General features: G+C 72.9%; 11 protein-coding genes. 1 reads left to right on the top strand and 10 read right to left on the bottom strand.

The features are described from left to right. Positions 1 to 68: 68 nt before the first annotated feature. On the top strand, positions 69 to 530 hold the full coding sequence (locus AAD528_RS11730) for a recombinase family protein (protein ID WP_345752260.1): 462 nt from the start codon (positions 69 to 71) through the stop codon (positions 528 to 530). A 221-nt stretch (positions 531 to 751) separates the two neighbouring features. On the opposite strand, the gene AAD528_RS11725 is transcribed toward AAD528_RS11730, so the two are convergent. The 10 genes from AAD528_RS11725 to AAD528_RS11680 form a co-directional block, all read right to left on the bottom strand. Next, positions 752 to 2317 (bottom strand): serine/threonine-protein kinase, encoded by a 1566-nt coding sequence (locus tag AAD528_RS11725; protein ID WP_345752259.1) that lies wholly within the window; start codon positions 2315 to 2317, stop codon positions 752 to 754. Beyond that, positions 2314 to 3753: an FHA domain-containing protein gene (locus AAD528_RS11720; protein WP_345752258.1), complete on the bottom strand. Its 1440-nt coding sequence runs from the start codon at positions 3751 to 3753 to the stop codon at positions 2314 to 2316. Before AAD528_RS11720 ends, AAD528_RS11725 begins: the two co-directional genes overlap by 4 nt. Further along, positions 3753 to 4568 carry a PP2C family protein-serine/threonine phosphatase gene (locus AAD528_RS11715; protein WP_345752257.1) on the bottom strand — a complete coding sequence of 272 codons (816 nt, stop codon included), beginning with the start codon at positions 4566 to 4568 and terminating at the stop codon, positions 3753 to 3755. Before AAD528_RS11715 ends, AAD528_RS11720 begins: the two co-directional genes overlap by 1 nt. Beyond that, the gene (locus tag AAD528_RS11710; protein ID WP_345752256.1) at positions 4565 to 5935 is read right to left on the bottom strand and encodes an RDD family protein; all 1371 of its coding nucleotides are present in this window, start codon (positions 5933 to 5935) and stop codon (positions 4565 to 4567) included. The genes AAD528_RS11715 and AAD528_RS11710 overlap by 4 nt, the downstream gene beginning before the upstream one ends. Before the next feature lies 1 nt (position 5936). Next, positions 5937 to 8351, bottom strand: a complete 2415-nt coding sequence (locus AAD528_RS11705) for a transglutaminase-like domain-containing protein (protein ID WP_345752255.1) — start codon at positions 8349 to 8351, stop codon at positions 5937 to 5939. Further along, the gene (locus AAD528_RS11700) at positions 8348 to 9637 is read right to left on the bottom strand and encodes a DUF58 domain-containing protein (protein WP_345752254.1); all 1290 of its coding nucleotides are present in this window, start codon (positions 9635 to 9637) and stop codon (positions 8348 to 8350) included. The genes AAD528_RS11705 and AAD528_RS11700 overlap by 4 nt, the downstream gene beginning before the upstream one ends. 22 nt (positions 9638 to 9659) lie before the next feature. Next, a complete protein-coding gene (locus AAD528_RS11695) occupies positions 9660 to 10631 on the bottom strand; it encodes an AAA family ATPase (RefSeq protein ID WP_345752253.1) in 972 nt (323 codons plus the stop codon). A gap of 44 nt (positions 10632 to 10675) precedes the next feature. Further along, the gene (locus AAD528_RS11690; RefSeq protein WP_345752252.1) at positions 10676 to 16867 is read right to left on the bottom strand and encodes an Ig-like domain-containing protein; all 6192 of its coding nucleotides are present in this window, start codon (positions 16865 to 16867) and stop codon (positions 10676 to 10678) included. 140 nt (positions 16868 to 17007) lie between these two features. Beyond that, complete coding sequence (locus tag AAD528_RS11685; RefSeq protein WP_345752251.1) at positions 17008 to 19080, bottom strand: acyl-CoA dehydrogenase family protein; 2073 nt, start codon at positions 19078 to 19080, stop codon at positions 17008 to 17010. Positions 19081 to 19355: 275 nt separating this feature from the next. Then, entirely contained in the window at positions 19356 to 23372 is a 4017-nt protein-coding gene (locus AAD528_RS11680; RefSeq protein WP_345752250.1) for a choice-of-anchor G family protein, read from the bottom strand. Positions 23373 to 23631 lie beyond the last annotated feature (259 nt).

Here is a 23631-nt window from a genome sequence, read left to right as displayed (position 1 = left end):
GCTCGCGTCTGCCGGCTGTCGGCGGGCCCGCGGAACCTGCACAATAGAACCCGACGAGAGGGGGCGCCGTGGCGGAGATCGCGCACGAACCGGAGGCCACGCGAGCGGACACCGCGCCGCTGCACCTGCCCCATGCGGCCGCGGAGTGCCCCAAGTGCTTCACCGAGCTGCAGCGCGACCGCGACTGGTGGCTCGCGCGACCGGCGGGCTCGCGTCTGGTGGGCCTCGTCGTCTCGCGCGACGACATGCCGTCGGTCGTGCAGCAGCGCGACGACCTGACGCGCTTCGGCGTGCCGATCGAGGGCTTCCGGCACCCGGCCCCGGACATCCTGGAGTCGTGGGAGCAGCGCCTCGGGCGCCTGTTCGACACGTTCAAGCCGGGCGACGTGCTGGTCGTGACGAACGTGCAGGCCCTGGGCCGCAACGTCGACGAGGGCACGCGCACGGTCTCGGCGCTCGCGCGCCGCGGCATCGTCGTGAAGGTTCTCTCGCACGGCGCGCGTCACCTCGACCCCGCGCCCACCGCCTGAGTGGCGCCGCGCCTGCGGCCTGACGCCAGGCTCGCGCCCTGTGCGAACGAAGTGAGCGTGCCGCGGATGCGGCCGACCAGCGCGCGGATGGAGCGAAGCGACAGCCATCGATCGCGAGCGCCGGCGCGAAGCGTCGGCCGAGCGATCGATCACGCGCGGCCAACAAGACCCGATCGATCACGCGCGGCCAAGAAAGAACACGAGCGATCGATCCGCGCGGCCTAAGAAGGCGGCGTGCAGATCCGGGTCGGCTGCGGCGACACCCGCCGGTCGGCGCGCACCAGCGAGACGTCGATGCACACGCGGTCCTCGCCGTCCACGGGCAGCGTCACGGTGGGCTCCGCGATCTCCTCGAGCTCGCTCTCCCGCGCGTCCAGATCGACGCGCTGCCAGCCGTAGGAGTCCCCGCCCTGCGGATCCGGGTTGGTCCACGTGAAGACCGCCTCGTCCCCTTGGATCACGCCCCGCCCCTCGGCGACGAGCGGCACGGTGTCGCCGCCGGTCGGATCCTGCGCGATCACGTCGGACGTCTCGGTCGGCTCGGGCTGCGGCGCCACGACGCCCTGGATCGCGGCCGCGCCGATGCCGATCGCCGCGACTCCGATCACGGATGCCGCGACGATCGCGGGCCAGCGGCGCGGGCGGGCCTGCGCCTCGGGCCCGGCGGTCGGCGCGGACGCCGGGCGGGCCGGGGCTCGAAGGATCGTCGCATCGTCGATCGGCTGCACCACGCGCGGGCCGCGCGCCACCGTGGCATCGTCGTCCGCGGGCGCCGGCGGGGCGGCCGGCACCTTGGCGGTGGTGGCCGAGGCGCGGGTGACGGTGTCGATCTGCGCGATGCTCGTGACGCCGCGCACGCGCGTGAGCCCGCCGTCGTCGTCCTCCGGTGCCGCGTCGAGCGGCCGGTCGTCCAGGATGTCGATCGGCGTGACCGAGTGGGCGAGCTCGATCTGCACCTTCTGCAGCGCGCGCGCGAACGCGACGGCGCTCGGATAGCGGTCCGCCGGATCCTTCGCCATCGCGCGCGCGAGGGCCGAGTCGAGCGAGGCCGGCACGTCTGCGCGGTCGATCGCGGGCAGCGGCATCCGCTCGATCCGCTCGATGAGCTCCGCGCTGCCGTTGCGCTGCCCCGGCAGCTCGAACGGCGAGCGCCCGGCCAGCAGCGTGTAGATCGTGGCGCCCAGCTGGTAGACGTCGGTGCGCGGGCCGCTCTGCGGCAGCGCGCCGCGCGCGTCGTGCGCGAACACCTCGGGCGGCGACCACGGGATCGACATGCCCGCGGTCTCGGTGCTCGACTGCGATGTCGAGGCGATGCCGAAGTCGGTCAGCGCGGGCCGGTTGTACTCGGTGACCAGGATGTTCGCGGGCTTGATGTCGCGGTGCAGCACGCCCGCGCGGTGCGCCGTCTCGACCGCGGCGGCGACCTGGATGCCCACGCGCAGCGTCTCGGCGACCGAGAACGGCTCGCGTCGGTAGCGCACCTGCAGGTTGGGCCGCGGGCAGTACTCCATGACCAGGTACGGACGCCCGTCGGAGGACACGCCCGCCTGGTAGATCGTGACGATCGCCGGATGCGTCGACAGCATCGCCATGACGTTCGCCTCGGCCGTGAACTGCGCGGCCGACGCGGAGATCCGCTCGGCCAGGAGCACCTTGACCGCCACGCGGCGGCGCGGCAGCTCCTGCTCGTACAGATAGACGTCGGCGAAGCCGCCGGATCCGAGCAGCTCGAGGTGCGTGAAGCCCGGCAGCTGCGGCGGCGGCGCGGGCGGACGGCGCTGGTTCACGGCAGGTCCTCGAACGTGATCCGGATGCCGTCGCCGATGTCGACCACGTCGCCCGAGACCACCACGGTCTGCTCGCCGGGGTGCAGGCGCACCGGGTCGGCGGAGGCGCCGAGCAGCCCGCTTCGGTACAGCACCGTTCCGTTGGTGGTGTGCAGGTCGGTGACGACCACGGTCTCGCCGTCCGAGCCGATCTCGATGTGGTTGCGGGAGATGTCGTTCTGCGGGCTCTCGACCGCCACGAGCTGCGGCACGTCCGCGCCCGCCGTGCGCGTCGAGCGCGGCCGGCGGCCGACGATCACGGGCCGGACGAGCTCGATCGTCTCGCCCGTCGAGAGCCGGATCCAGCCGCGGCTCGGCCCGGGAGCGAACGGCGATCCGCCTGGCTCGGGCAGTGCAGGCACGTCGAAGCGGGGCACGGGCGCGGGATCGAGGCGCGGTCCCACGGACGGGTCGGGGCTCTCCGCCTGGCGTGGGATCTCGGGCTCGATCGGGACCTCGGCCGTCACGCTCGCGCCGCGCGGCGCGGCGTCCTCGTGCCCAGGCGGGCCGACCGCGATCGTCGCGCCGTCGTGATCGCCGTGCGCCTCGACGACCGGCACGACGGGATCCGGCTCCGAGAGGCGGACGTCCACGGGCGGCTCGTCGGGGGGCGGCGGGACGTGGCCGTGCAGGGCCTCCAGGTGCGCCGCCGAGATGGTCGCGCCGTCGTGGTCGCCGAGCGGCGTGATCGGGCCGGACGCCTGCGGCTCGAGCGTGTCCACGGGCAGCTCGCGCTCCACGGCCACCGTGTCGGCCGCGGCGAGCGCATCCGCCGGGTCGTCGTCCGCGTGCGCCTCGGCCGGCGCCTCGTCCGCGCCGACCAGCCGGGTGTCGTCGGGCAGCAGGGTCTCGGTCGGCGCGTCTGCCGACGGATCCGCGTCCGGGTCGCCCGAGACGAGGTCGTTCGGCACGTGCGCGTCACCCTGCGCGCGCGCCGGCTCGTCATCGTCCTCGGCCTCGAAGAACACCGCGCGCACGGTGGCCGCCAGCACGGCCCCCGACGCGATCGGCAGCTCCGAGGCGCGCGCGGGCGCGTCCTGCGGCGGACGCACCCGCACGGACAGCGCGTCCTCCACGAGGCGCACGGTCCAGGCGTCGCCGCCTCCCGGGACCTCCAGGGGTCCGCCCAGCGTCTCGACCGTGAGCCGCAGGTCGCCGCGGACCGCCGTGCGCACCGCGTCGCCCTGCAGCAGCGCGACCGCGAACGGCGGCGACGCGGCCGTGGCCGGCCCGAACGCCCGCGCCATCGCGTCGAGCACGGCGGCGACGCCGTCGCCGGAGTCCAGGCCCACCCACACGTCGTCGATCAGCTCCTGGGGCAGGCCGCCGGGCAGCACCGCGATGCCGTCATCGGCGACGATCGTGAGCATGCCGCCGGGCTCGTATGTCACGCGCATCAGCGCAGCCCTCCCACGGGCTCGCGCGGCAGCGTGTCGGAGTCGATGCCGGGGTCCTCGCCCCCGGGCGCCGCGGCGCCGCGCCGCGCGACCGCGATCGCGTCGACCACGATCGCGGTGATGTTGTCGCGTCCGCCGTGCAGCACGGCCTCGTGCACGAGGCGCGTGGCGGCGGCCTGCGGGTGCGACTCGACGCTCAGGATCGTCCGGATCCGCTCGGCGGGCAGCTCGCTCGGGAGCCCGTCCGAGCACACCAGGATGCGGTCGCCCTGCGCCGCGGGCAGCATCCAGAAGTCGGCGTCCGCGTCGCTGCCGGCGCCGAGCGCCCGCGTGATGACGTTGCGACGTCGGTCGCGCGCGGCGTCCTCCGGCGTGAGCTCACCGCGATCCATCAGCTCCTGCACCACCGAGTGATCGACGCTGATCTGCTCGAGGCGGCCGCCGGCCAGGCGGTACGTGCGCGAGTCGCCGAGGTTCAGCGCCAGCCAGTAGCCCTCGCCGGCGACGTCGGCGACCACGACGCCCGTGAGCGTCGTGCCGGCGCCGGCCTCGGTGCCGATCGACAGGCCGTCGACCTGCGTGCGCGCGCGCCGCAGCGCCTCGCGCACGTCCTCGATCGTCAGGCTCTCGCGTCCCGCGAGGCCCGCGAACTCCGCGATCGCCGTCGCGGACGCCACCTCGCCCCGGTCGTGTCCGCCCATGCCGTCCGCCACGAGGAACACGGGCGGCACCGACACGAACGCGTCCTCGTTGAGCGTCCGGCGCAGCCCCGCGTCGGTGGCCGCGCCGCTCAGCGCGACGATCGGGCTGGTCATCCGCGTCCCCTGTACGTCGCGATGCGGTCGCCGATCTCCAGCGCATCCCCGTCCTCGAGCGCCACGCGCTCGCCCGGCGCCGCCTCGATCCGCGCGCCGCCGCGCACGACCGTCACGCCGTTCGTCGAGTGATGGTCGACCACGAACGCGTCGCCCGCCGTGACGACGATCTCGAAGTGGGTCTTGGACAGCGAGAGGGTCTCGTCGCGCACCACGACGGTCTCCGCGCCGTCCGTCGCGGCGGGGTTGCGGCCGAACAGCGCCCGCTCCGCGACCGTGTGCCGCGTGCCGTCGTCCCACTCGAGCACCACCGGACGCGCGCGGACCACGACGCGCGTGTCCTCGAGGCCGGGCTCGGCGGGTTCGGCCGTCGCCGGGCGCACGAGCACGGTGTCGCTGTCGAGGTCGTCCTCCGCCGGCCCAGTCGGCGGCGCCGGAGCCGGGACCGGGGCGGGCGGGACGGGACCCGGATCCGGCGGGAACGGCGCCGCCGCGCGCGCCCGCGAGGCGGCGGGCGCGGAGGGCGGCGGGTCCTGCGTGATCCCCGGGACGAACGCGATCAGCCCGTCCGCCACGGGTGGTGTCGCGGGCGCCTGCGCGGGGGTGGCGGGCACCTGGGCGGGCGCGGCCGGCTGGGACGGGAGCGGCGGTCGCGGCGGGACGTGGCCGGTGAACGGCGGCGCGACCGGCGGGGCCACCGGCATTGCGTAGCTCGGCGCGGGCGGCGCTCCCGCGGCGAAGGCCCCGCCGTAGGCCGGCGAGACGGGCGAGACGGGCAGCGGTGCCACGGCCGCCGCGACCGGGGCCCCTGTGGCGGAGGCGGCTGAGGACGCGTCCTGCATGAACGCGCGCGCCACCCGGTCGTGCCAGCCCTGGCCGCGTCCGGTCTTGTCGAACAGCACCGAGAAGTACCCCACCAGGATCCCGGCGGCCAGCGCCCAGATCACGTTGCGCAGCAGCGCGCCGCCGAAGCCGAGGGGCGCGCCGTCGTCGAGCCGGACGAGCCGCAGCCTCATGAGCCGCATGCCGATCGACCCGTGGCCGCCCTGCATCGCGGTGTAGGCGAACCACCACGCGACCGCGAGGATCCAGGCCGCGATCGCGAAGATCAGTGCGACGGTCGTGCCGAGCGCCGCCGCGAGCAGCCAGCCGACGACCAGCCAGACGACCAGGCCGAGCACCACGATCGCGAGGTCGATGATGTACGCGCTCGCGCGACGCCCGAGCGGCGCCGGCGTGTCGGGAAGCTGCGGTGCGGGCTCGGGATATCCGGAGGCGGCGTAGCCCGACGCGGTCGGCGCGCCGTGCGGCGGCGGAGGCGGATAGGCGCCCGGGGCGGGGGCCCCGTACGGGCTCGGCGTCGTCATGTCAGCCTTCCTTCCGTCGTGCGGAGACCGTCTCGCGCAGCGACCGCACTCGCGTCGCGAGCGTCGAGCTGTGGGTCAGGGACCGCAGGTTCAGTCGCGCGCGCAGCCTCTTCCAGACGGACGCCCGGCTGCTCATCCCGCCGACCACGCCGTCGATCTCGGCCCAGAAGGCCTCGATCTCCTCGGCCGTGGGCTCGCCGGGGCCGAACACGCCCGCGTCCGCGCGCACGGCGAGGCCGTGCACGCGCGGCTCCTCGAGCGTCGCGACCAGCTGGGCCGACTGCTCGTACCGCGTCGCTCCCGGCGGGACGCCGCGGCCGAAGTCCACGGCGCGGTCCATCAGCTCGTCCCAGCCGCCGCTGATCCGGTCGGCCGGCACCGGCGCCTCCCGGCGCCTGCGCCGCCGCGAGGCCTTGATGCCGCCGATGACCACGAACGGCGCGACCAGCAGCGCGATCGTGCCGAGGCTGATCCCGCCGACGACGAGCACGACGCCGAGGTAGCCGGGCAGCGGCTCGGCCTCGTCCTCGGCCTTGCGGTCCTCGGGCACGAGTGGCGGCTCATCCGCCTCCTCCTGCGCGGGCGGCGGCGGCTGCAGCGGCATCGGCTGTGGGTTCTTCTTGGGCTGCGTGGTCTGGTCCTTGGGCTCGTTGTCCTCGTCCGGCGTGGGGTCGAACGCGACCCAGCCGGCGTCGGCGAACGCCACCTCGACCCAGGCGTGCAGGTTCTCTCCCGTCGCGGTCAGCCGGCCGCCCGTCGGGGCGTCGGCGTCCGCGTGGAAGCCCATCACCACGCGCGCGGGGATGCCGACCTCGTGTGCCATGAGCGCCATCACGGCCGCGTACTGCTCGTCGTCGCCGACCATCTGCTCGGATCCGGCCATGGTCGTCAGCCGCGCGGATCCGTGCCCCGACGGCGAGTACGGGTCGCCGTTCTCGCTGATGCCGTGGCTGAAGTACCCCGACTCCGCCAGGAACACGGCCAGCGCCTCCGCCTTCTCGTACGGCGTCCGGGCGTCGGCCTGAGAGATCGCCGCCGACGCGCTCTCTCCGAGCTTCTCGGGCACCGCGGAGGGCTCCGGGATCTCGACCTCGGCGAACCGGTCCTCGTTCAGCCTCGCCTCGTTCGGCTGCGGCGGCAGCACGGCCGTGAACGAGTACGCGTCGCCCGCGCGCAGCCCCGTGGTGACCACACCGGTGCCGCTCGAGGGGTTGTAGTAGGTCGCCCGGCGCAGCGTCTCGGCCTGCTCGCCGCGGAACTCGAGCGCGTCGACCGTGCCGACCTCGGGCAACCACACGTCGTCGTACTCGCCGATCTGGACGTCCACGTCCACGGTCTGCCCGCGGGCGTCCCCGGCCATGTTCGATCGCAGCGACGTGAAGCCGCTCGACTCGTCCGCGACGTCGTAGACGACGCCCGAGTACGCGTCCATCGTCCCGAGCCGCACACGCGCGCCGTCGGGCAGCCCCGTCATGGTGAACAGCGTCTTGTCCGAGAAGTCCTCCACGTAGAGCCGGTAGTCCTGGAGCGGGCTCGGGTACTGCCGGATGTCGAACGGCGGGATGATGACGTCGCGCGCGACGTAGCGGATCTCGTGCGGAGGTGCCAGCAGCATGGATGCGCCGCCGACGGCCGCGGCGATCGCGAGCACACCGCCCGCCGCGCCCACGCGGCGCATCACCTGACGACGGTCCTCCGTGAGCTGATCCCCCGACGAGAGCGCGACCGCGCTGCGCGTCGGCGCCCACGCCGCCCGCACGGCGAGCCAGACGATCGCCACGACCGCGAGCAGGACGCCCTGCAGCACGGGCGCCGCGGCCTGCGAGGTGCCGAGCGCGATCTGCAGGCCCAGGCACACCGCCGCCGGCAGCAGCGCCCACGCGGGCGGCGACACCCGCAGCGCCAGGCTCGCGGTGAGCACCGTGAAGACGAGCACCAGCAGGAACGGGACGATCAGGTGACCGTCCTCGGGGGCGACAGGCGCGACGGTGGTCAGCAGCGACTTCCACGACGTCACCACGCCGAGCGCGAGCTTCTGCAGCGTCTCGAGGGTCGGGATGAATCCCAGGATCGCGGTGTGCGGCAGCGCGAACAGCCCGCCGCACGCGAAGTACGCCACGACGACGCCCGCCGCGAGCAGCAGCACGCCCCACCGCTGCAGCGCCCCCAGCGCGGCGATGCCCAGCCCGAGCACGAGCGCCCCGAGCCCCGGCAGCAGTGCGACGGGCCCGCCGTACGTGGGCCAGAACCCGATCACGGGCACGAGCAGGAGCAGCGCGACGGCGCCGAGGTCCAGCGCCCAGCGCCGCGGCTCGAGCGCGCCGCTCGGCCGCGCGCGGAAGTCGCGGCGACCGCCCCCCACGGAGGCCGCGGGAGTGTCGGACGCCATCCGGACGCCCTCGTCCACGACGCTCATCCGAGCACCCGCCGAAGCGAGGGCGGCAGATGCTCGAGCGCGCCGATCGTGATGACGTCGGCCTCGCCGATGCGCCGCCGGGCGGCCTCCTGGCCGAGCGCCGCGACCACGACGAGCGCGCGCGACCCGAGCGGCAGGCGCGAGACGGCCGACTGCAGCTGCGGCGCCGGCACGCGGCTGCCGCACGCGAGCACGACGACGCTCGCGGCGGGAGCGGCCGCGGCGACGGCACCGGCGAGCACCGACGTCCCTCCCTCGCGGGCGCGCGATGCGTCGACGCCCGAGAGCGAGTCCAGCAGGTGCTTCTGCGTCTCGGTCCGCAGCTTCGCGGACTGCGTGCGCACATCCACCCGGTACGCGTCGCGCAGGGCGCGCAGGCCCAGCGACCCGGCGGCCGAGATCGCAAGCTCGAACTCCTCCGGATCCGCGTACTCGCCGGGGTGCGTGGACAGGCCGATCATGAAGTGGGAGCGGCGCGTCTGCTCGTACGTGCGCATCATGAGCGTGCCGGTGCGCGCGGTGGAGCGCCAGTGCACGTGCCGCAGATCGTCGCCCGGCTGGTACTCCGACAGGGCGTGGAACGCGATGTCGTCGCGGGCGAGGTCCCGCGAGGTCATGCCCTCCAGGTCGCGCACGAAGCCCAGCGACTGCCCCTCGAACCGCACGGTGCGCGGATGCACGTACAGGTCGACCGGCGCGTCGCGGCTGTCGACCCGCTCGAACAGCCCGAGGGGGTCGCCGCGCACGATGCTGACCGGGCCGACCGGGAGGACCGCGCGGCGGCTCGTCGGGATCGCGAAGAGCTCCTCGACCTGCTCGCCGGGCGGGAGGTGCCTGATCCCGAACACGCCGCGGCCGGGCCCGACGGGCAGCACCACACGCGACGGCAGGATCGCGCGCTGACCGGAGTTGGCGAGCGTGAGGGCGCCGACCGCGCGCTCCCCGACCACGACGCGCGTGCGGGCCAGGTCGAGGGCCACGTCGTACGTCGTGCGACCGATCAGGAACAGCAGGCACAGCACGAGCACCGCGGTCACGACCACCGCGGCGATCGTCACCTCCCGCCATCCGAGCCACGGTCCGACGATCCACAGCACCGCGGCGATCCCGATGAGGACCCAGCCGATCGGCCGCACGACCTTCACGACCCGCCGCAGCACCTCCCCGACGCGGGAGAGCAGATACAGCCCGACCTCCCGCCAGCTCGCCTGCGACGGCTGCCCGTCCGCGCGCACGGGCGCCGGGGCCGGCGGGGCCTCGGTCGTGGCGTCGGGGGCGGTGGTCATGCGATCGGCTCAGTCCATCGGCTCAGGCGGCGCTGCGGGTCTGCGGCGCCGAGACCTTCTCGAGCACGCGCGCGATGACGGACTCGGGCGTCGTGCCGACGAACTCGGCCTCCGGGTCCATCACCAGGCGGTGCGCCCACACGGGCTGCGCGAGCGACTTGATGTCGTCGGGGATCACGTAATGGCGCCCCTGCGCCGCCGCCCACACCTTCGCCAGACGCACGATCGCGATCGCGCCGCGCACCGAGACGCCCAGACGCGCGTCCTTGTCGGCGCGGGTCTCCTCCGCGAGCTCCGCGGCGTAGCGCAGCACCGCGGCCTCGACGTGCGCGGTCGCGGCGAGGTCGGCCATGTCCGACACCGCGCTCGTGGTGATGATGGCGCTGAGGCCGGCCGACGGATTGCGATCGGCGGACCCGGCGAGGATCCGCTCGGTCACCTCCAGCGTCGGATAGCCGATCGAGGTCTTCACCAGGAACCGGTCGAGCTGCGCCTCCGGCAGCTTGTACGTGCCCGCCTGCTCGATCGGGTTCTGGGTCGCGATGACCAGGAAGGGACGCCCGACCTCATGGGGCGTGCCGTCGACCGTGATGCGCGACTCCTCCATCACCTCCAGCAGCGCCGACTGGGTCTTCGGCGAGGCGCGGTTGATCTCGTCCGCGAGCACGATCGACGCGAACACCGGGCCGCGGTGGAACTCGAAGGTGTGCGACTGCTGGTCGTAGATCGTCACGCCCGTGACGTCGCTCGGCAGCAGATCGGGGGTGAACTGGATCCGGTTGGAGGTGCCCTGGACCGTCGCGGCGAGGGCCTTCGCCAGGCTCGTCTTGCCCGTGCCCGGCGCGTCCTCGAGCAGCACGTGGCCCTCGGCGAGCATGGCCGCGAGCACCAGGCTCACGATCTCGCGCTTGCCCATCAGCGCCCTGTCGACGTTGTCGACCAGGCGGGTGAAGGTCCCCTGGAACCACGCGGCCTGTTCGGGCGTCATCGTCATGCGTTCATCCTTGTCATCGCCATCGTCGGTCCCCGGAAGGGGTGTCATTGCTGCCACGTCCACCAGGGCGTCCAGAAGTCGACGCCCGGTCCCCGGACGTGCAGGCGCACGTCATGGCCCCGGAATCCGTAGTAGCAGTTCATCCGCTGACTTCCGTTCCCGGACAGGGGACCGTTCCACGTGCCGAATCCGTTCGCGTCGGAGTCCCGGTCGTAGCACGAGACGCTGTAGCTCCCGCCTGGCAGGTCCTGGTAGTTCAGCTGCAGGTAGTAGCACTGTCCGGAGCCGCAGTTGCCGCCATAGCCGTGGTTCACGCCGGAGTTGCTCACCGTCCCCGACGGATTGCGGGGCTCCGCCGCGGTGCTCGCGCGTGCGGGTCCTCCGACCGCGCCCCAGACGCCCGTCTCGTCCTGCGCCTGCGCCTCGATGCTGTGCGAGCTGCCCCACCCGTACTCGACGGCCTCCGATCCGTCGAGGGGCCTGCTCTGCCACCCGCCCCCGTCGATGCGGATCCGCAGCGCGACGATCCTGCGTCCGTTGTCGCCCGGCTTGTGCCACTCCCAGCGGATCATCTTGCCGCGCGCCCCTGCCTGCTGTGCGGAGACGCTCGGCGCGTGCGGCGGGCCGAAGGGCTTGGCGGCCGCGGACTGCGCCGAGGACGGGCCGGGGTTGGACTGCTCCCCGTTCGCCACGGCTACGGCGCGCGCCGCGACGCGGTACTCCGAGCCGTTCTGGAGGCCGCCGATCACCACGGACGTGCTGGCGCCGTTGTCGGTCCAGGCGCCGCCGTTCACGCTGTACTGGTAGCGGACGTCCGTCGTGCCGCCGGCCGTCGCCGGCGTCCACGACGCGGTGATCTGCCGGTCCTGCGGGGTGACGCCGGGGGTGCCGGGCGCGCCGGGCGATGTGAACGAGCGCAGGCCGCCGCTCTGCGGCCCCCACGCGCCCCAGCCGGGGGCCTTGTTCTCGGCGCGCACGCGGAACGTGTAGTCGGCCTGGTCGACGGGAAGCGTGACCGACGCCGTGGTCGCGGTGGTCGAGATCGACTTGAACGCCGCGCCGCCCTTGAGCACCTGCAGCTGGTACGAGTCCACGGCGTCGCCGCCGTCGTCGGGCGGCACGATCGCGTTCCAGGTGACCGTGACGGGGCCCGGCTCGGCGCCGATGGATCCCGACCGCGTCACCGAGGTGATCGACGGCGCCGCCGGCGGCTTGGCCGGGGTGCTGCCCGCCGACCACGTGCTCCAGTCCGAGGGCTCCGGGGCGTCGTTGATGGCCTGCACCCGGAACCGGTACGAGACGCCGTTGCTCAGGCCGCCCCATTCGCGGGTCACCGAGGCGGCGGTCGACTCCACGCGCACGCGGCTGATGCCGCTGGCGGGAGCGGGCTTGATCTCGAGCAGATACGCCTTGACCGGGGATCCCTCGGTCGCGGGCCGCTGCCACGTGACCTTCAGCGTGCCGTCGCCGAACCCGGGCACCGCCGGCGCGAGCGGCGTGTCCGGGCGGGCGTCGGGTCGCACCTCGACGCTCTGGGGCGACGGATCGGAATCGCCGACCGTGTTGGCGGCCGTCACGGTGAACGCGTACTTGACGTTGTTCGTCAGTCCGTCGAGCCGGCACGTCGTGGTCGGGCAGTTCTTCGTGTACGCGCCGCCCTTGACCGCGGTGACCGTGTAGCCCGTGATCTTCGCGCCGTTGTCGGCGGGCGGATCCCAGCTCAGCGTCACCTCGCGGCTCTCCACGTTCGACGCGGACGGCTTGCCCGGCGCGTCGGGGCGCCCCTGCACCGTCACGTTCACGCGCGCCTGCGCCGTCCGATCCGGATCGCCGGTCTTGTCCTGCACCGTGTACCGCACCACCAGGCGCCCGTGGTACTCCGGATCGGGGGTCACCAGCACGCTGTCGGCGTCGTACGACACCTCGGCGTCCCGCGCCGTGCCGGTCTCGAGCACGGCGTCGACGACCTCGAGCGGGGCCTCGCCCTTGAACGGGTTGTAGTCGTTCGTCAGGACGTCCGCCGTCAGCGTCTCGCCCTGATCCCACTCCGGATAGCTGTCGTCGGTCGCGGTCGGCGGCTCGCGTGTGGACGCGGTGACCGTCACCTCGATGGTCGCGACGACCGGCTCGGGATCGAGGGGGTTGTCCTCGCCGTCGTCCACGCGGACCCGGATGTCGGCGACCGTGCCCTTCTGATCCGCGCCCGCGGTCACCGACAGCCGCGTGCCGTCGATCGCCGCGTCCAGTCCCTCCGGCGGGTCGCCGGCCAGCTCGAAGCTCAGCGGGTCGTTGTCGAGGTCGGTCGCGAGGCCGCTGAGCTCGACGGTGCCCGCCTCCTCGTCGCCGGCTCCCACGCGCACCGACGCGCCGGACATCTCCGGGGCGCGGTTCGCCGGCGGGTCGACGATGATCGGGATCGACAGCGTCGCGACCCGGCCGTCCGGATCGTCCGCGTTCTCGCCGTCCGTGACCTCGAAGGTGATGGCGTCGGGACCGCCGTAGCGCTCCGCGGACGTGTAGACGAGCGTCTGCGGGTCGATCACGAGCGAGCTGCCGTCGCTGTGACCGGCCGAGACCGTGTCGGTCTGCGTGAGACGGACGTCCTTGCCGGTGGGCGTCTTGACGTGGTCCGCGAGCCGGATCTCCCTGGTCTCGCCGCTCTCGACCCGCACGGGCTCCGTCGACATCAGCGTCGGGACCAGATCCTGCTGCCCGGGGACGTGGATGAAGGCGCGCGTGCTCTGATCGTCCTGGTCCGTGACCGTGTAGCCGATCAGGCGGCGCTTCTCCTGGATCTCGACCTGCAGCGTGCCGTCGCCGGTGGAGCGGATGCCCTCGGCGGCGGAGTCGAGCTCCATCTCGAGGATCCGGGCCGTGCCGTCGGGGTCCTCGTCGTTGACGAGCGGCTCGACCTCGGCGGTCCTGTCGGCGGGATCGACGTCCTCGATCAGCACCCGGTCGTCCCGGGCGATCGGGTACTCCAGGGGCACCTCGTCGTCGACCTTGATCTGCAGCACACCGAGCGACTCGGCCTTGCGCTCGTCCTGCACGCGGTACTGCAGCGTCGTCTGCAGCGCGGTGTCCGGAGCCGTGACCTCCACGCGGTCGTCCAGCACCGAGGCCTCGACGAGGGGATCGTCGCCCAGGATGAGCCCGCCGTCGCCCTGGACGAGGCCGATCAGGTCGCCATCCGGATCCGAGTCGTTCTCGAGCACGGGCGCCGCCACCACGCGACCGGGCCGCATGGCCAGCTCGTCCTGCACCGCGTACGGCGCCTGGTTCTCGTCCGACGCGGTCGCGATGCCGACCCGGATGGTCGCGCGCCCCTCGGCGCCCAGGCTGTCGCGCACGCGGTAGGTGAACGTGTCCAGGCCCGCGACGCCCGCGCGCGCCTCATACGTCAGGCTGTCGGCCTTCTGCTCCGTGATCGTCCCGAGCTTGGGCCCGGCGCCCACGATGCCGAGCAGCTCCACCGAGTCGCCGTCCTGGTCGATGCCGTCGAGCGGGATCCGGATCGTCGTCTTCGATCCGTCCAGCGCGCGCGCCTCGACATCGCGGGGACGCGGCGCGCTGTTGTTCTCGGCGTCCATCGGGAGCACCTGGATCTCGACCTGGCTCGACGACCCCTGCCCGGTGCTGTCCACCGCCTCGTAGGTCACGCGCGCCTGGCCCGGCTCGTCCCCCGCCCGGAAGCGCACCTCGTTCTCGGACGTGAACGCCTCGCCCGGCACTCCCTGCTGATCCGACAGCTCCCGAACGAGGTCGATCTCGTCGTCGTTCGGGTGGTAGTCGTTCTCCAGGACGGGGATCGTCACCACGTCTCCGACCCGCACGATCGCCGCGTCGGGATTCAGGACGGGCGGCAGCTGCTTCGCCTGCTTCGGCAGCGCGATCACGATGACCTCGCCCTTCACCGGCTCGGCGACGCCGTTCGAGATCATGTACCCGATCTCGACGTGCCCGCCCTCGGCCGACATGCCGCGGTCGGTCACGCGCAGCGTCTCGTGCCCGATCACGGACACCGACAGCCCGCCGGCGGGGTCGGCCTCGACGGACTGCACGACGAGCACGCCGCCCGCGGGGTCCGAGTCGTTCGCGAGCACGTTCACGAGCGCGTCGCCGCCCGACGGCAGCAGGGCGACGTCGCGCACCGCCACGGGGGGCGCGTCCGTCTTCTCGGGCTTGACGACGTCCACGCGGACGACGCCCGGCACCGGCTCGGTGCCCGAGGTCGTCACGAGGTAGTCGACGTAGTACGTGCCCTCCTGCCCGGACTGGAACGTGAACGTGCCGTCGGTGAACTCGGGCACGATCGAGGCGCCCTTGACCTCGGAGACCTGCACGAGCTCGAGCGGCGCGTCGCTCGCGCTGAGGTCGTTCGCGAGCGGATCCACCGTGCCCACCTCGCCGGCATCGACCACCAGGTGATCGGCGTTCGCGATCGGCGGCGTCGTGCCGGCCGCGGTGACCTGGAGCCGGAAGAAGTCGGCCATGGTCTTGTCGCCGTCCGACACCGTGACCGGCACCTCGATCAGCCCGGTGGTGCCCGACAGCGCGCTGTAGACGACGCGTCCGTCGGCGGTGAACTTCGCCGTGTCGCCCTCGAGCGGCGTCACCGACTCGAGATAGATGTCGTCGCCGTCGGGATCGATCCAGTCGGGCAGCACGTTGTAGGTCACGGTGCCGCCCGACTCGACCGGCACGGCGACCTGCAGGTCCTCCTGCAGCACCGGGGCGGCGTTCTCGCTCTCCGGATGCACGGCGACGGCGACCGACGCGCTCGCCTCGCCGTCTCGGCGCCCGTCGCTCACGTCGTAGCGGAAGGACGGGATGCTCGTCACGCCCTCGTCGACTTTGATCTGCAGCGCCGAGCCGTCGTTGATGGGCTGGATGTCGACGCCCGGCGGCGACTTCGCCGGGAGCGCGATCGTCAGCACGTCGCCGTCGGCGTCGCTGTCGTTGTCGAGGACGGGCAGGATCGTCGACGCCCCCGCGCGCACGCCGAACTCGTCGCCGTGCGCCTCGGGCGGGGTGTTGTCGCGGCCGCGATCCGGCGGCGTCGCCTGCGGCACGTTCACGGTCGTGTCGTCCGGGGTCTCGACGCCTTCCTCGCTCTTGGGCGGGAGCAGGTCCTCCCAGTTGTCGACGCGCTGCAGCTTGTCGCTCGCGAACCAGGCGGCGCCGCTCAGCACGCTGTTCAGCAGCACGACGTCGCGGTTCACCCGGAACCGCAGCGGACCGCCGTCCGCCTCGTACTCGCTGATCTGCGCGGGCGGCAGATCCGATGCGGCGCCGACGCAGTCCCTCAGGAACCGTCCCGATTCGTCCCACGCGGCGTAGGCGCATCCGTTCAGCCACACCGGAGCGGTCGGCAGCCCCGAACCTCCCGCCGTTGTCGCTGTGGGCTCCGCGCCGTCGAGCGGAATGCTCAGCAGCTCCGTGCGGGTCGCGACCAGGACCGCCTCGCCGTCGGCGGCGTCGAGCGCCAGCCGCGCGTCCTCCGGCTCGTCGATCGCGACGGTCGGCGAGCCTGCGACCGTGACGGATCCCGTGTCCTCGTCGAGCACGACGGGGCGCTCGCCGACAGCTGTCACCTGCACGGTCGCGTCCTCGGCCACGTCCTCGAGCCGTTGCTCGGCGATCGCCTTGGTGTCGGGCTCGCCCTCGGCGGTGACGGGCACCGTGAAGACCGCGCCGCGCGCGGGCGACGCCACGTGCGCCTTGCCGTCGCGACCCACCGTGACCGCGGCGTTCTCGCCGAGCTTGTCCAGCACGGGCTTGGTCTCGCCCGCGTTGAACGACGCGAGCCCGCCGAACGGCACGACGTACAGCGCGCCCTTCTCCGGATCCAGGATCGCCACGGTGCTCGCGGCGTAGTCGACGACCGCGTCCGCCGGCACCTGCACGCTGTCGCCGACGGCCATCGCCGCCACGTCGACCGATCCGACCGTGGACTCCGTGGCGTCGGCGACCAGCACGCGCGCGCCGTCCTGCAGCACGTCGTAGTCGGCACCGCCCGCGAGCAGCTGCCCGTCGAGCACCCGCGACTCGGCGTTGAAGTGCCCGACGAGCCGGGCGTTGGCCTTGGTGATCCAGACCGAGCCGTCATGCAGATCCAGCTCGGTCGTCGGATTGCCCTCGTAAGCGACGGCCATCGTGGTGATGCCGACGGCGGCGACCGTGACGATCGCGGCGCCGACGAGCGTGCGCGGGCGCACGTGCAGCCACGACACCATCCCGCACCCCCTCGGCCCGTTCTGGCGGCTATCCTAATCGGCGGTCGGACGGCCACCCAATGACTGCCGGGGCACCTCTCCCCCGACGCGACGCGGGCCCGAGGTCGCTCGACCTCGGGCCCGCGGGGCGATGCGCGCGCTCAGCGCTTGGCGGGCTTCTTCTCCTTGGCGGGGGCCTCGCCGCGCGCGACCTGGGCCGCGTGGTGCGCGGCGGCCTCGTCCTGGCGCTCCTTCTCCGCGCCGGAGGCGATGGGCGCCCGGACGTGCTCGGGCGCGAAGCCGAACGCGTCCACGAGGTCCTGCGCGTGCGGGCGCAGGCGCAGGCAGAGGCGGTCGATGTAGCGCGTCACGGCCAGCGCGCGCTGGTTCGACAGGCGCCCGTGCAGCAGGTACCACGACAGGTGCTTCTCGATCAGGTTCAGCCCGAACAGATCGCGCATCCAGCCCAGCACCTGCTTGGTGCCCTCGTCCTCGATCGAGGCGACGACGTCCGTGAACGCCTCCCACTGCAGCAGCTCGGCGTGTGCGCGGGCGGCCTCGAGCAGTTCGACCTGGTTCTCGTTGAACAGGGCCGCGGCGGCCTCGGGGTGCAGCTTGGACGCCGCGCGCAGGCGGCCGGCGACGTCGGCCACCATCTGCTGCACGCGCCCGGTGAGCAGCTCGTGCTGGTCCTTGGCCCGCAGGCCGAGCTCGACGGAGCGGGCGACCTGACCGAGGTCCGCCACGGCCTGACCCAGCTGGCGTAGGCCCGCGCCGTGGAACACCTTGCCCGCCGTCTGGCCGACCACGAACGCGGCGATCTCCTTGGACGCCTTGCCCTTGAACTGCTTGGCGTAGTCCCCGAGCAGGCGCTTGCCGACCAGCTGCAGCAGGACGTTGTTGTCGCCCTCGAACGTCACGTAGACGTCGAGGTCGGAGCGCAGGCTCACGAGGCGGTTCTCGGCGAGGAATCCGGATCCGCCGCACGCTTCGCGCGCCTCCTGGATCGTGTCGAGCGCGTGCCAGGTCGACAGCGACTTCAGCGCGGCCGCGAGCGTCTCGAGGTCCTCGCGGTTCTCCTCGGTGTCGGCCGTGCCGCCGAACACGCCGTCGAACTTCCTCAGCAGCTCGTCGTGCGCGAAGGCCTGCGCGTACGTGGTGGCCAGGCGCGGCAGCAGGCGGCGCTGGTGCTTGCCGTAGTCGAGCAGCACGGTCTCCGCGCCCGTCGCGCCGGCGAACTGGCGGCGCTGGTTGCCGTAGGTGACGGCGATGTTCAACGCGAGCGCGGAGGCGGTCGTCGCGGCGCCGTCGAGCGACACGCGGCCCTGCACGAGCGCGCCGAGCATGGTGAAGAAGCGACGGCCCGGGCTCGCGATCGGGCTGGAGTACGTGCCGTCCGCCGCCACGTCGCCATAGCGGTTGAGCAGGTTCTCGCGCGGCACGCGCACCTCGGTGAAGTGCAGACGGCCGTTGTCGATGCCGTTCAGGCCGCCCTTGACGCCGTCGTCCTCGCCGCCGACGCCGGGCAGGAACTCGCCCTGCTCGTCCCGGATCGGCACGAAGAAGCAGTGCACGCCGTAGTTCACGCCGCCCGTGATGAGCTGCGCGAACACCGTCGCCGCCTTGCCGTGCACGGCGGCGTTGCCGAGGTAGTCCTTCCACGCTCCGCGGAAGGGCGTGTGGATGACGAACTCCTCCGTCGCGGGGTCGTACGTCGCGGTCGTGCCGATCGCGGCGACATCCGATCCGTGTCCCGTCTCGGTCATCGCGAACGCGCCGGGCAGCTCGAGCGACAGCGCAGGGGGCAGCCACTTGTCGTGGTGCTTCTTGGTGCCGAGCTGGTAGATCGCGGACGTGAACAGGCCCCACTGCACGCCGGCCTTGATCTGCAGGCTCGGGTCGGCGAGCACGAGCTCCTCGAAGCCCGCGAGGTTGCCGCCGTTGTCGTTCGCGCCGCCGTACTCGACCGGCATGGCGCGCGAGATCGAGTTGTGCTGCACGAGCAGCTGGAGCTGGCCGTAGACGCGCTCGCGGTGCTCGTGATGCGTCTGGCCGTCGATGCGCCAGAACGCGGAGTCCTTGAGCATCTCGCGCGACGTGCGGCGGATGTCGCTCCACGTGCCGAGGAGCCGGTCGGTGACGAGCGGGATGTCGATCCGGGGGGCGTCGACGGACGCGACCTCGTGGGCGCGGTCGGCGTCGGACGCCTGCGGGCGAACAGCGGTGTCTGCCATATCTGCCTCTCACGGGCTGAAGGGTTTCGCGATCCCGCTCCGCCGGGCGGACGCGGGCGATCACCTCAACGGTAGGACGGCGACAAGCCCCACCGAAGCGGGTTGTGGGGCTTCCACAGGACCGTCGCGAACCGTGCGAGACGCGGATGTGCGCCCGCCACAGTCGTCCGAGCAGCGCGGCAGCGCATCCGCCGCCGGACGCACCTGTGGCGGCCCGGAGAGGTCCGGACCGCCACAGGCGTCTGTCGGGATTCACATCCCGGGGGAGGGACGGATCACGCCTCGGGTGTGCTCACTCCGTTCCGTCGCTTCGAGATCATCAGCGCGGCGCCCGCGACGAGGATCAGCAGAGCGATCGGGATGAGCGGCCCCAGGTCGACGCCGGTGGCGGCGAGCCCGCTGCCGGCGACGATCCGGAACGTCGCGTCGACGGAGCCGGACTCGGCGCCGACGAGTTCCACGCGGTGCACGGCGACCTGGTGATCCGAGTCGATCGTCCACGTGAACGTGACGTCACCGTCGGCATCCGCGATCTGGACGCCGAGGTCGTGCGGCGTCGAGTACATCGTGCCGCGCACCGACTCGCCCGGCTGGAAGCCGTGACCGTAGGCGATCTGCTGCTGGTTCTCGCCGTAGACACGGGTGTCGTACTCGAGCTCCATCCAGATGCCGCTCGCGCTCACCGTGACGGTGTCGGTCGCGGTGCTGGTGCCGTCGGTCGCCACGAGGTCGTAGTCGCCGTCGGCCAGGTCGGCCGGGATCGGGTACGGCACCGTGAACGTGCCGTCCACGTCCGACGTCACAGTGACCGTCGGCCCCACCGGCTCGCCCGTCTCCGGGTCCGTCAGCGTGACCTCGACGTCCGTGTTCGGCGGCCAGCCCTCGCCGGTCACCGTGGCGTCCTCACCGGGTGCCACGGGGTCGTCGACCGAGATCGACGGCCCGCCCGCGCCGGCGTCCTCGGCGACCGTGACGGTGTCCGTCGCGGTGCTCGTGCCGTCGGTGGCGACCATCTCGTAATCGCCGTCCGCCAGGCCATCCGGGATCGGATACGTCGTCCCCGCGGGGATGTCGCCGTTCTCGTCCGTCGTCACCGTGATGGTGTCGCCCACCGGCTCGCCCGTCTCCGGGTCCGTCAGCGTCAGCTCCACGTCCGTGTTCGGCGGCCAGCCGCCGCCCGTCACCGGGGCGTCGGTGCCCGGCGCCGCCGGGTCCTCCACCGACACGGTCGGCCCGTCCCCGCCCGCGTCAGCCGCGACCGTGACGGTGTCCGTCGCCGTGCTGGTGCCGTCGGTGGCGACCATCTCGTAATCGCCGTCCGCCAGGCCATCCGGGATCGGATAGGTGGTGCCCGACGGGATGTCGCCGTTCTCGTCCGTCGTCACCGTGATGGTGTCGCCCACCGGCTCGCCGGTCTCCGGGTCCGTCAGCGTCAGCTCCACATCCGTGTTCGGCGGCCAGCCGCCGCCCGTCACCGGGGCGTCGGTCCCGGGCGCCGCCGGGTCCTCCACCGACACGGTCGGCTCGTCCCCGCCCGCGTCGGCCGCGACCGTGACGGTGTCCGTCGCCGTGCTGGTGCCGTCGGTGGCGACCATCTCGTAGTCACCGTCCGCCAGGCCATCCGGGATCGGATACGTCGTCCCCGCGGGGATGTCGCCGTTCTCGTCCGTCGTCACCGTGATGGTGTCGCCCACCGGCTCGCCCGTCTCCGGGTCCGTCAGCGTCAGCTCCACATCCGTGTTGGCCGGCCAATCGCCACCCGCCACCGGAGCGTCGTCACCGGGCGCCACCGGGTCGTCGACGGTGACCGTCGGGACCGGCGTGACGACCGCGACGTCGTCGCTGGCCTCCTCGTCGCCATCCGTCGCGAACGCCGTGTAGGTGCCGTCAGCCGCGTCGGCCGGCACGGTCAGGGTCGTGGTGAACGCGCCGTCGGCATCCGCCGTGACGGTCTCCGGCCCGGCCGCGACGTTCCCCTCCGCGTCGCGCAGCTCGACCGTGACCTCCGCGCCGGCAGGCCAGCCCTCCGACTCGATCGTGGCGTCCTCACCGGGAGCGACCTCGTCCTCGACGACGTTCAGCGTCGCGGGGACCTCTGCCACGGTCACGGTGTCGGTGCGCGTGTACGTGCCGTCGGTCGCCTGCAGCGTGTAGTCGCCGTCCGCGAGGCCCGCCGGGATCGGGTAGGTCGTCCCGTCGGGGAACGCGCCGTTCTCGCCGACCGGGACCGTGATGGTCTGGGCGCCCGGCACCGGGTCGTCCGTGTCCGGGTCGATCAGCACGAGCTCGACGGTGCCGCCCGGAGGCCAGTCCGCGCCGGCCACGGGCATATCCGCCCCCTCCTCGGTCGGGCCGTCCGCCGTCACCGACGGGTCGAAGACGCCGACTGTGTCCTCGGCCTCGTACGCGCCGTCCGTGGCGTTCACCGTGTAGACACCCGAAGCCGCGTCGGCCGGGATCGTGAACGTCGTCTCGAAGGCGCCGGTCGCGTCCGCGGGCAGCGTCTGCGTCGCGACGACCGTGCCTTCCGGATCGCGCAGCTCGACCGTGATCTCGTCCGTGCCGGGCGCCCAGTCCGTCGAGGAGACGTCGATCGTGTCACCGGGCTCGACCGCGTCCTGCACGATGTCGAGCATGGGCGCGATGTCCTCGGCCAGGGCGTGCACCGACGACGACGCGAGCGAGAGGTCGACGATCGGAGCGCCGCCGACCGCGTTGAGCACCTCGATGTTGACGGCCTCCACCGTGAAGGCGTTGTCGCCCGTGAGATACGGCGTCGGCTGATTGTTGATCGTGATCAGCACCACGCCCTGGAGCGTGGTCAGCAGCGGCGACAGCGCGGCCAGCAGCGGGTCGAGCACGTCCAGTTCGAGCGACAGGTCGTCGACCGCGCCGAGCAGGTCGGACACCAGCGGCGTGACGACCCCGTCGAGGGCCGTCTCGAGCACCGGACCGAGCGATCCGGTGATGTCGCCGAGGAGCGTGCCGAGGTCGAGCCCGAGCAGACCGAGGACCGTGTCGATGCCCGGCACGTCGGCGAGGCCCGGCGCGAGGGCCAGACCCGACGTCACGGCCGTGACGCCGTCTGCGCCGTCCTCCGTGTCGATGACCTGTCCCAGGTTCGCCGTGACGGTCGCCGAGCCCGTGACGAGGTCGATGCCGGCCGCCTCGGCCGTGATCGGCAGGCTCGCCGTGATCGTGACCGCATCGAGCGCGGCCTGGATCTCGGCGATCTGGTCGTCGAGGAACGCGTCGATCGCGCCGGACACCATGTCGGTGATGCCGGCGAGCGTCGCGGCGTCGAGCAGCGGCGTGTTGGCGGGCAGATTGCTGAGCGTGTTCGGGGCGTGGATCGCCTCGAGATCGATGCGGATCTCGCCGGTCGTGAGGTCGACGGCGCCGAGCTCGAGACCCGAATCCGGGTCGACGAGCGGCAGCGCCTCGCCGGTGATGCCGGCGGCCGTGATGTCCGTGAAGTCGTCGAGCCCGTCGACCGTGACCGAGCCGCCCGCGGTCGAGACCTCGAGGCCGAGCACGTCGAGGTCGAGGCCGCCGACGAGGTCATCCAGCAGACTGCCCGCGTCGAGCAGGTCGCCCACGGTGTCGGCGACGCCGCCGGTTCCCTGGATGGCCGTGTTCAGCGTGCCGATGAGGCCGGCGATCGCGTCGCTGTGCAGCACGATGTCGGCGCCGGCCACCATGTACTCGCCAGGCACCGGATCGTCGCCGATCTGAAGCTCGCCGTCGAGGATCTCGGCGCGCGAGGACACGGCGCCGATCTCGAGCGCCGCGGTGTCGATGACGCTCTCCGCGGGGACCGCGAGGCCGAGGTCGTCGAGCAGGCTGATCACGTCGAGTCGCGTGGGTTCGGCGTCTCCCGCGCTGGCGGGGTCGAGGTTGACCGCGCCGTCCTCGCCGACGACGCCGGCCTGCGCGATCGCGTTGGCGGCCGGGCCGAGCGTGGCGGCAGCGGCCTCATTCGTATTGCCCCGGACGTCGCCGGTCGCCGCGACGGCGCCGAGGCTGCCGAGCGTGAGCAGGCCGGACTCGCCGTCGGGTGCGAGCACCGGAAGTGAGAGCGCCGGGATGGTGAGATCGACCGTGCTGAGCGCCTCGGCGGTGACGTCGCCCTGCACGTAGAGCTCGCCGTCCGGATAGGCCGCGTGCGCCTCGGTCACGTTCAGCAGGTCGAGCGACACGATGTGCGAGAGCACCGTCTCCGCGTACGCCTCGGACAGCTGGTCGGTGTAGTCACCCGGTGCGGCGGATGCCGAATCGGCCGAGCCGTTCACTGCGATCGCAGCTCCCGATGCGACGAGTGTCGCTGTCGTGAGTGCGGCGATAGGAGTCAGTCCCCCTTTTTCGTACCAGCGACGCGACGCTCTGCGCCTGGACGTCGTGGCCCCCACTGACTTTTCCATGAGTCTCCAAGGTTCGTTTCGAGAGACGGCAGGATGCTCCCCGCTCCCCTGCGAGGCCCGCCCGACGACGTCGAGTATGCCGAGATACCGACACACCGGGTCGCCAAGCTCACAGTAGCCTGTGAGTGCG

The organism is Microbacterium rhizophilum (assembly GCF_039605615.1).
Classification (GTDB): Bacteria; Actinomycetota; Actinomycetes; order Actinomycetales; family Microbacteriaceae; genus Microbacterium; species Microbacterium rhizophilus.
Note: the sequence above shows the minus strand (reverse complement) of the source record. Positions and strands in the feature narration are given on the sequence as shown.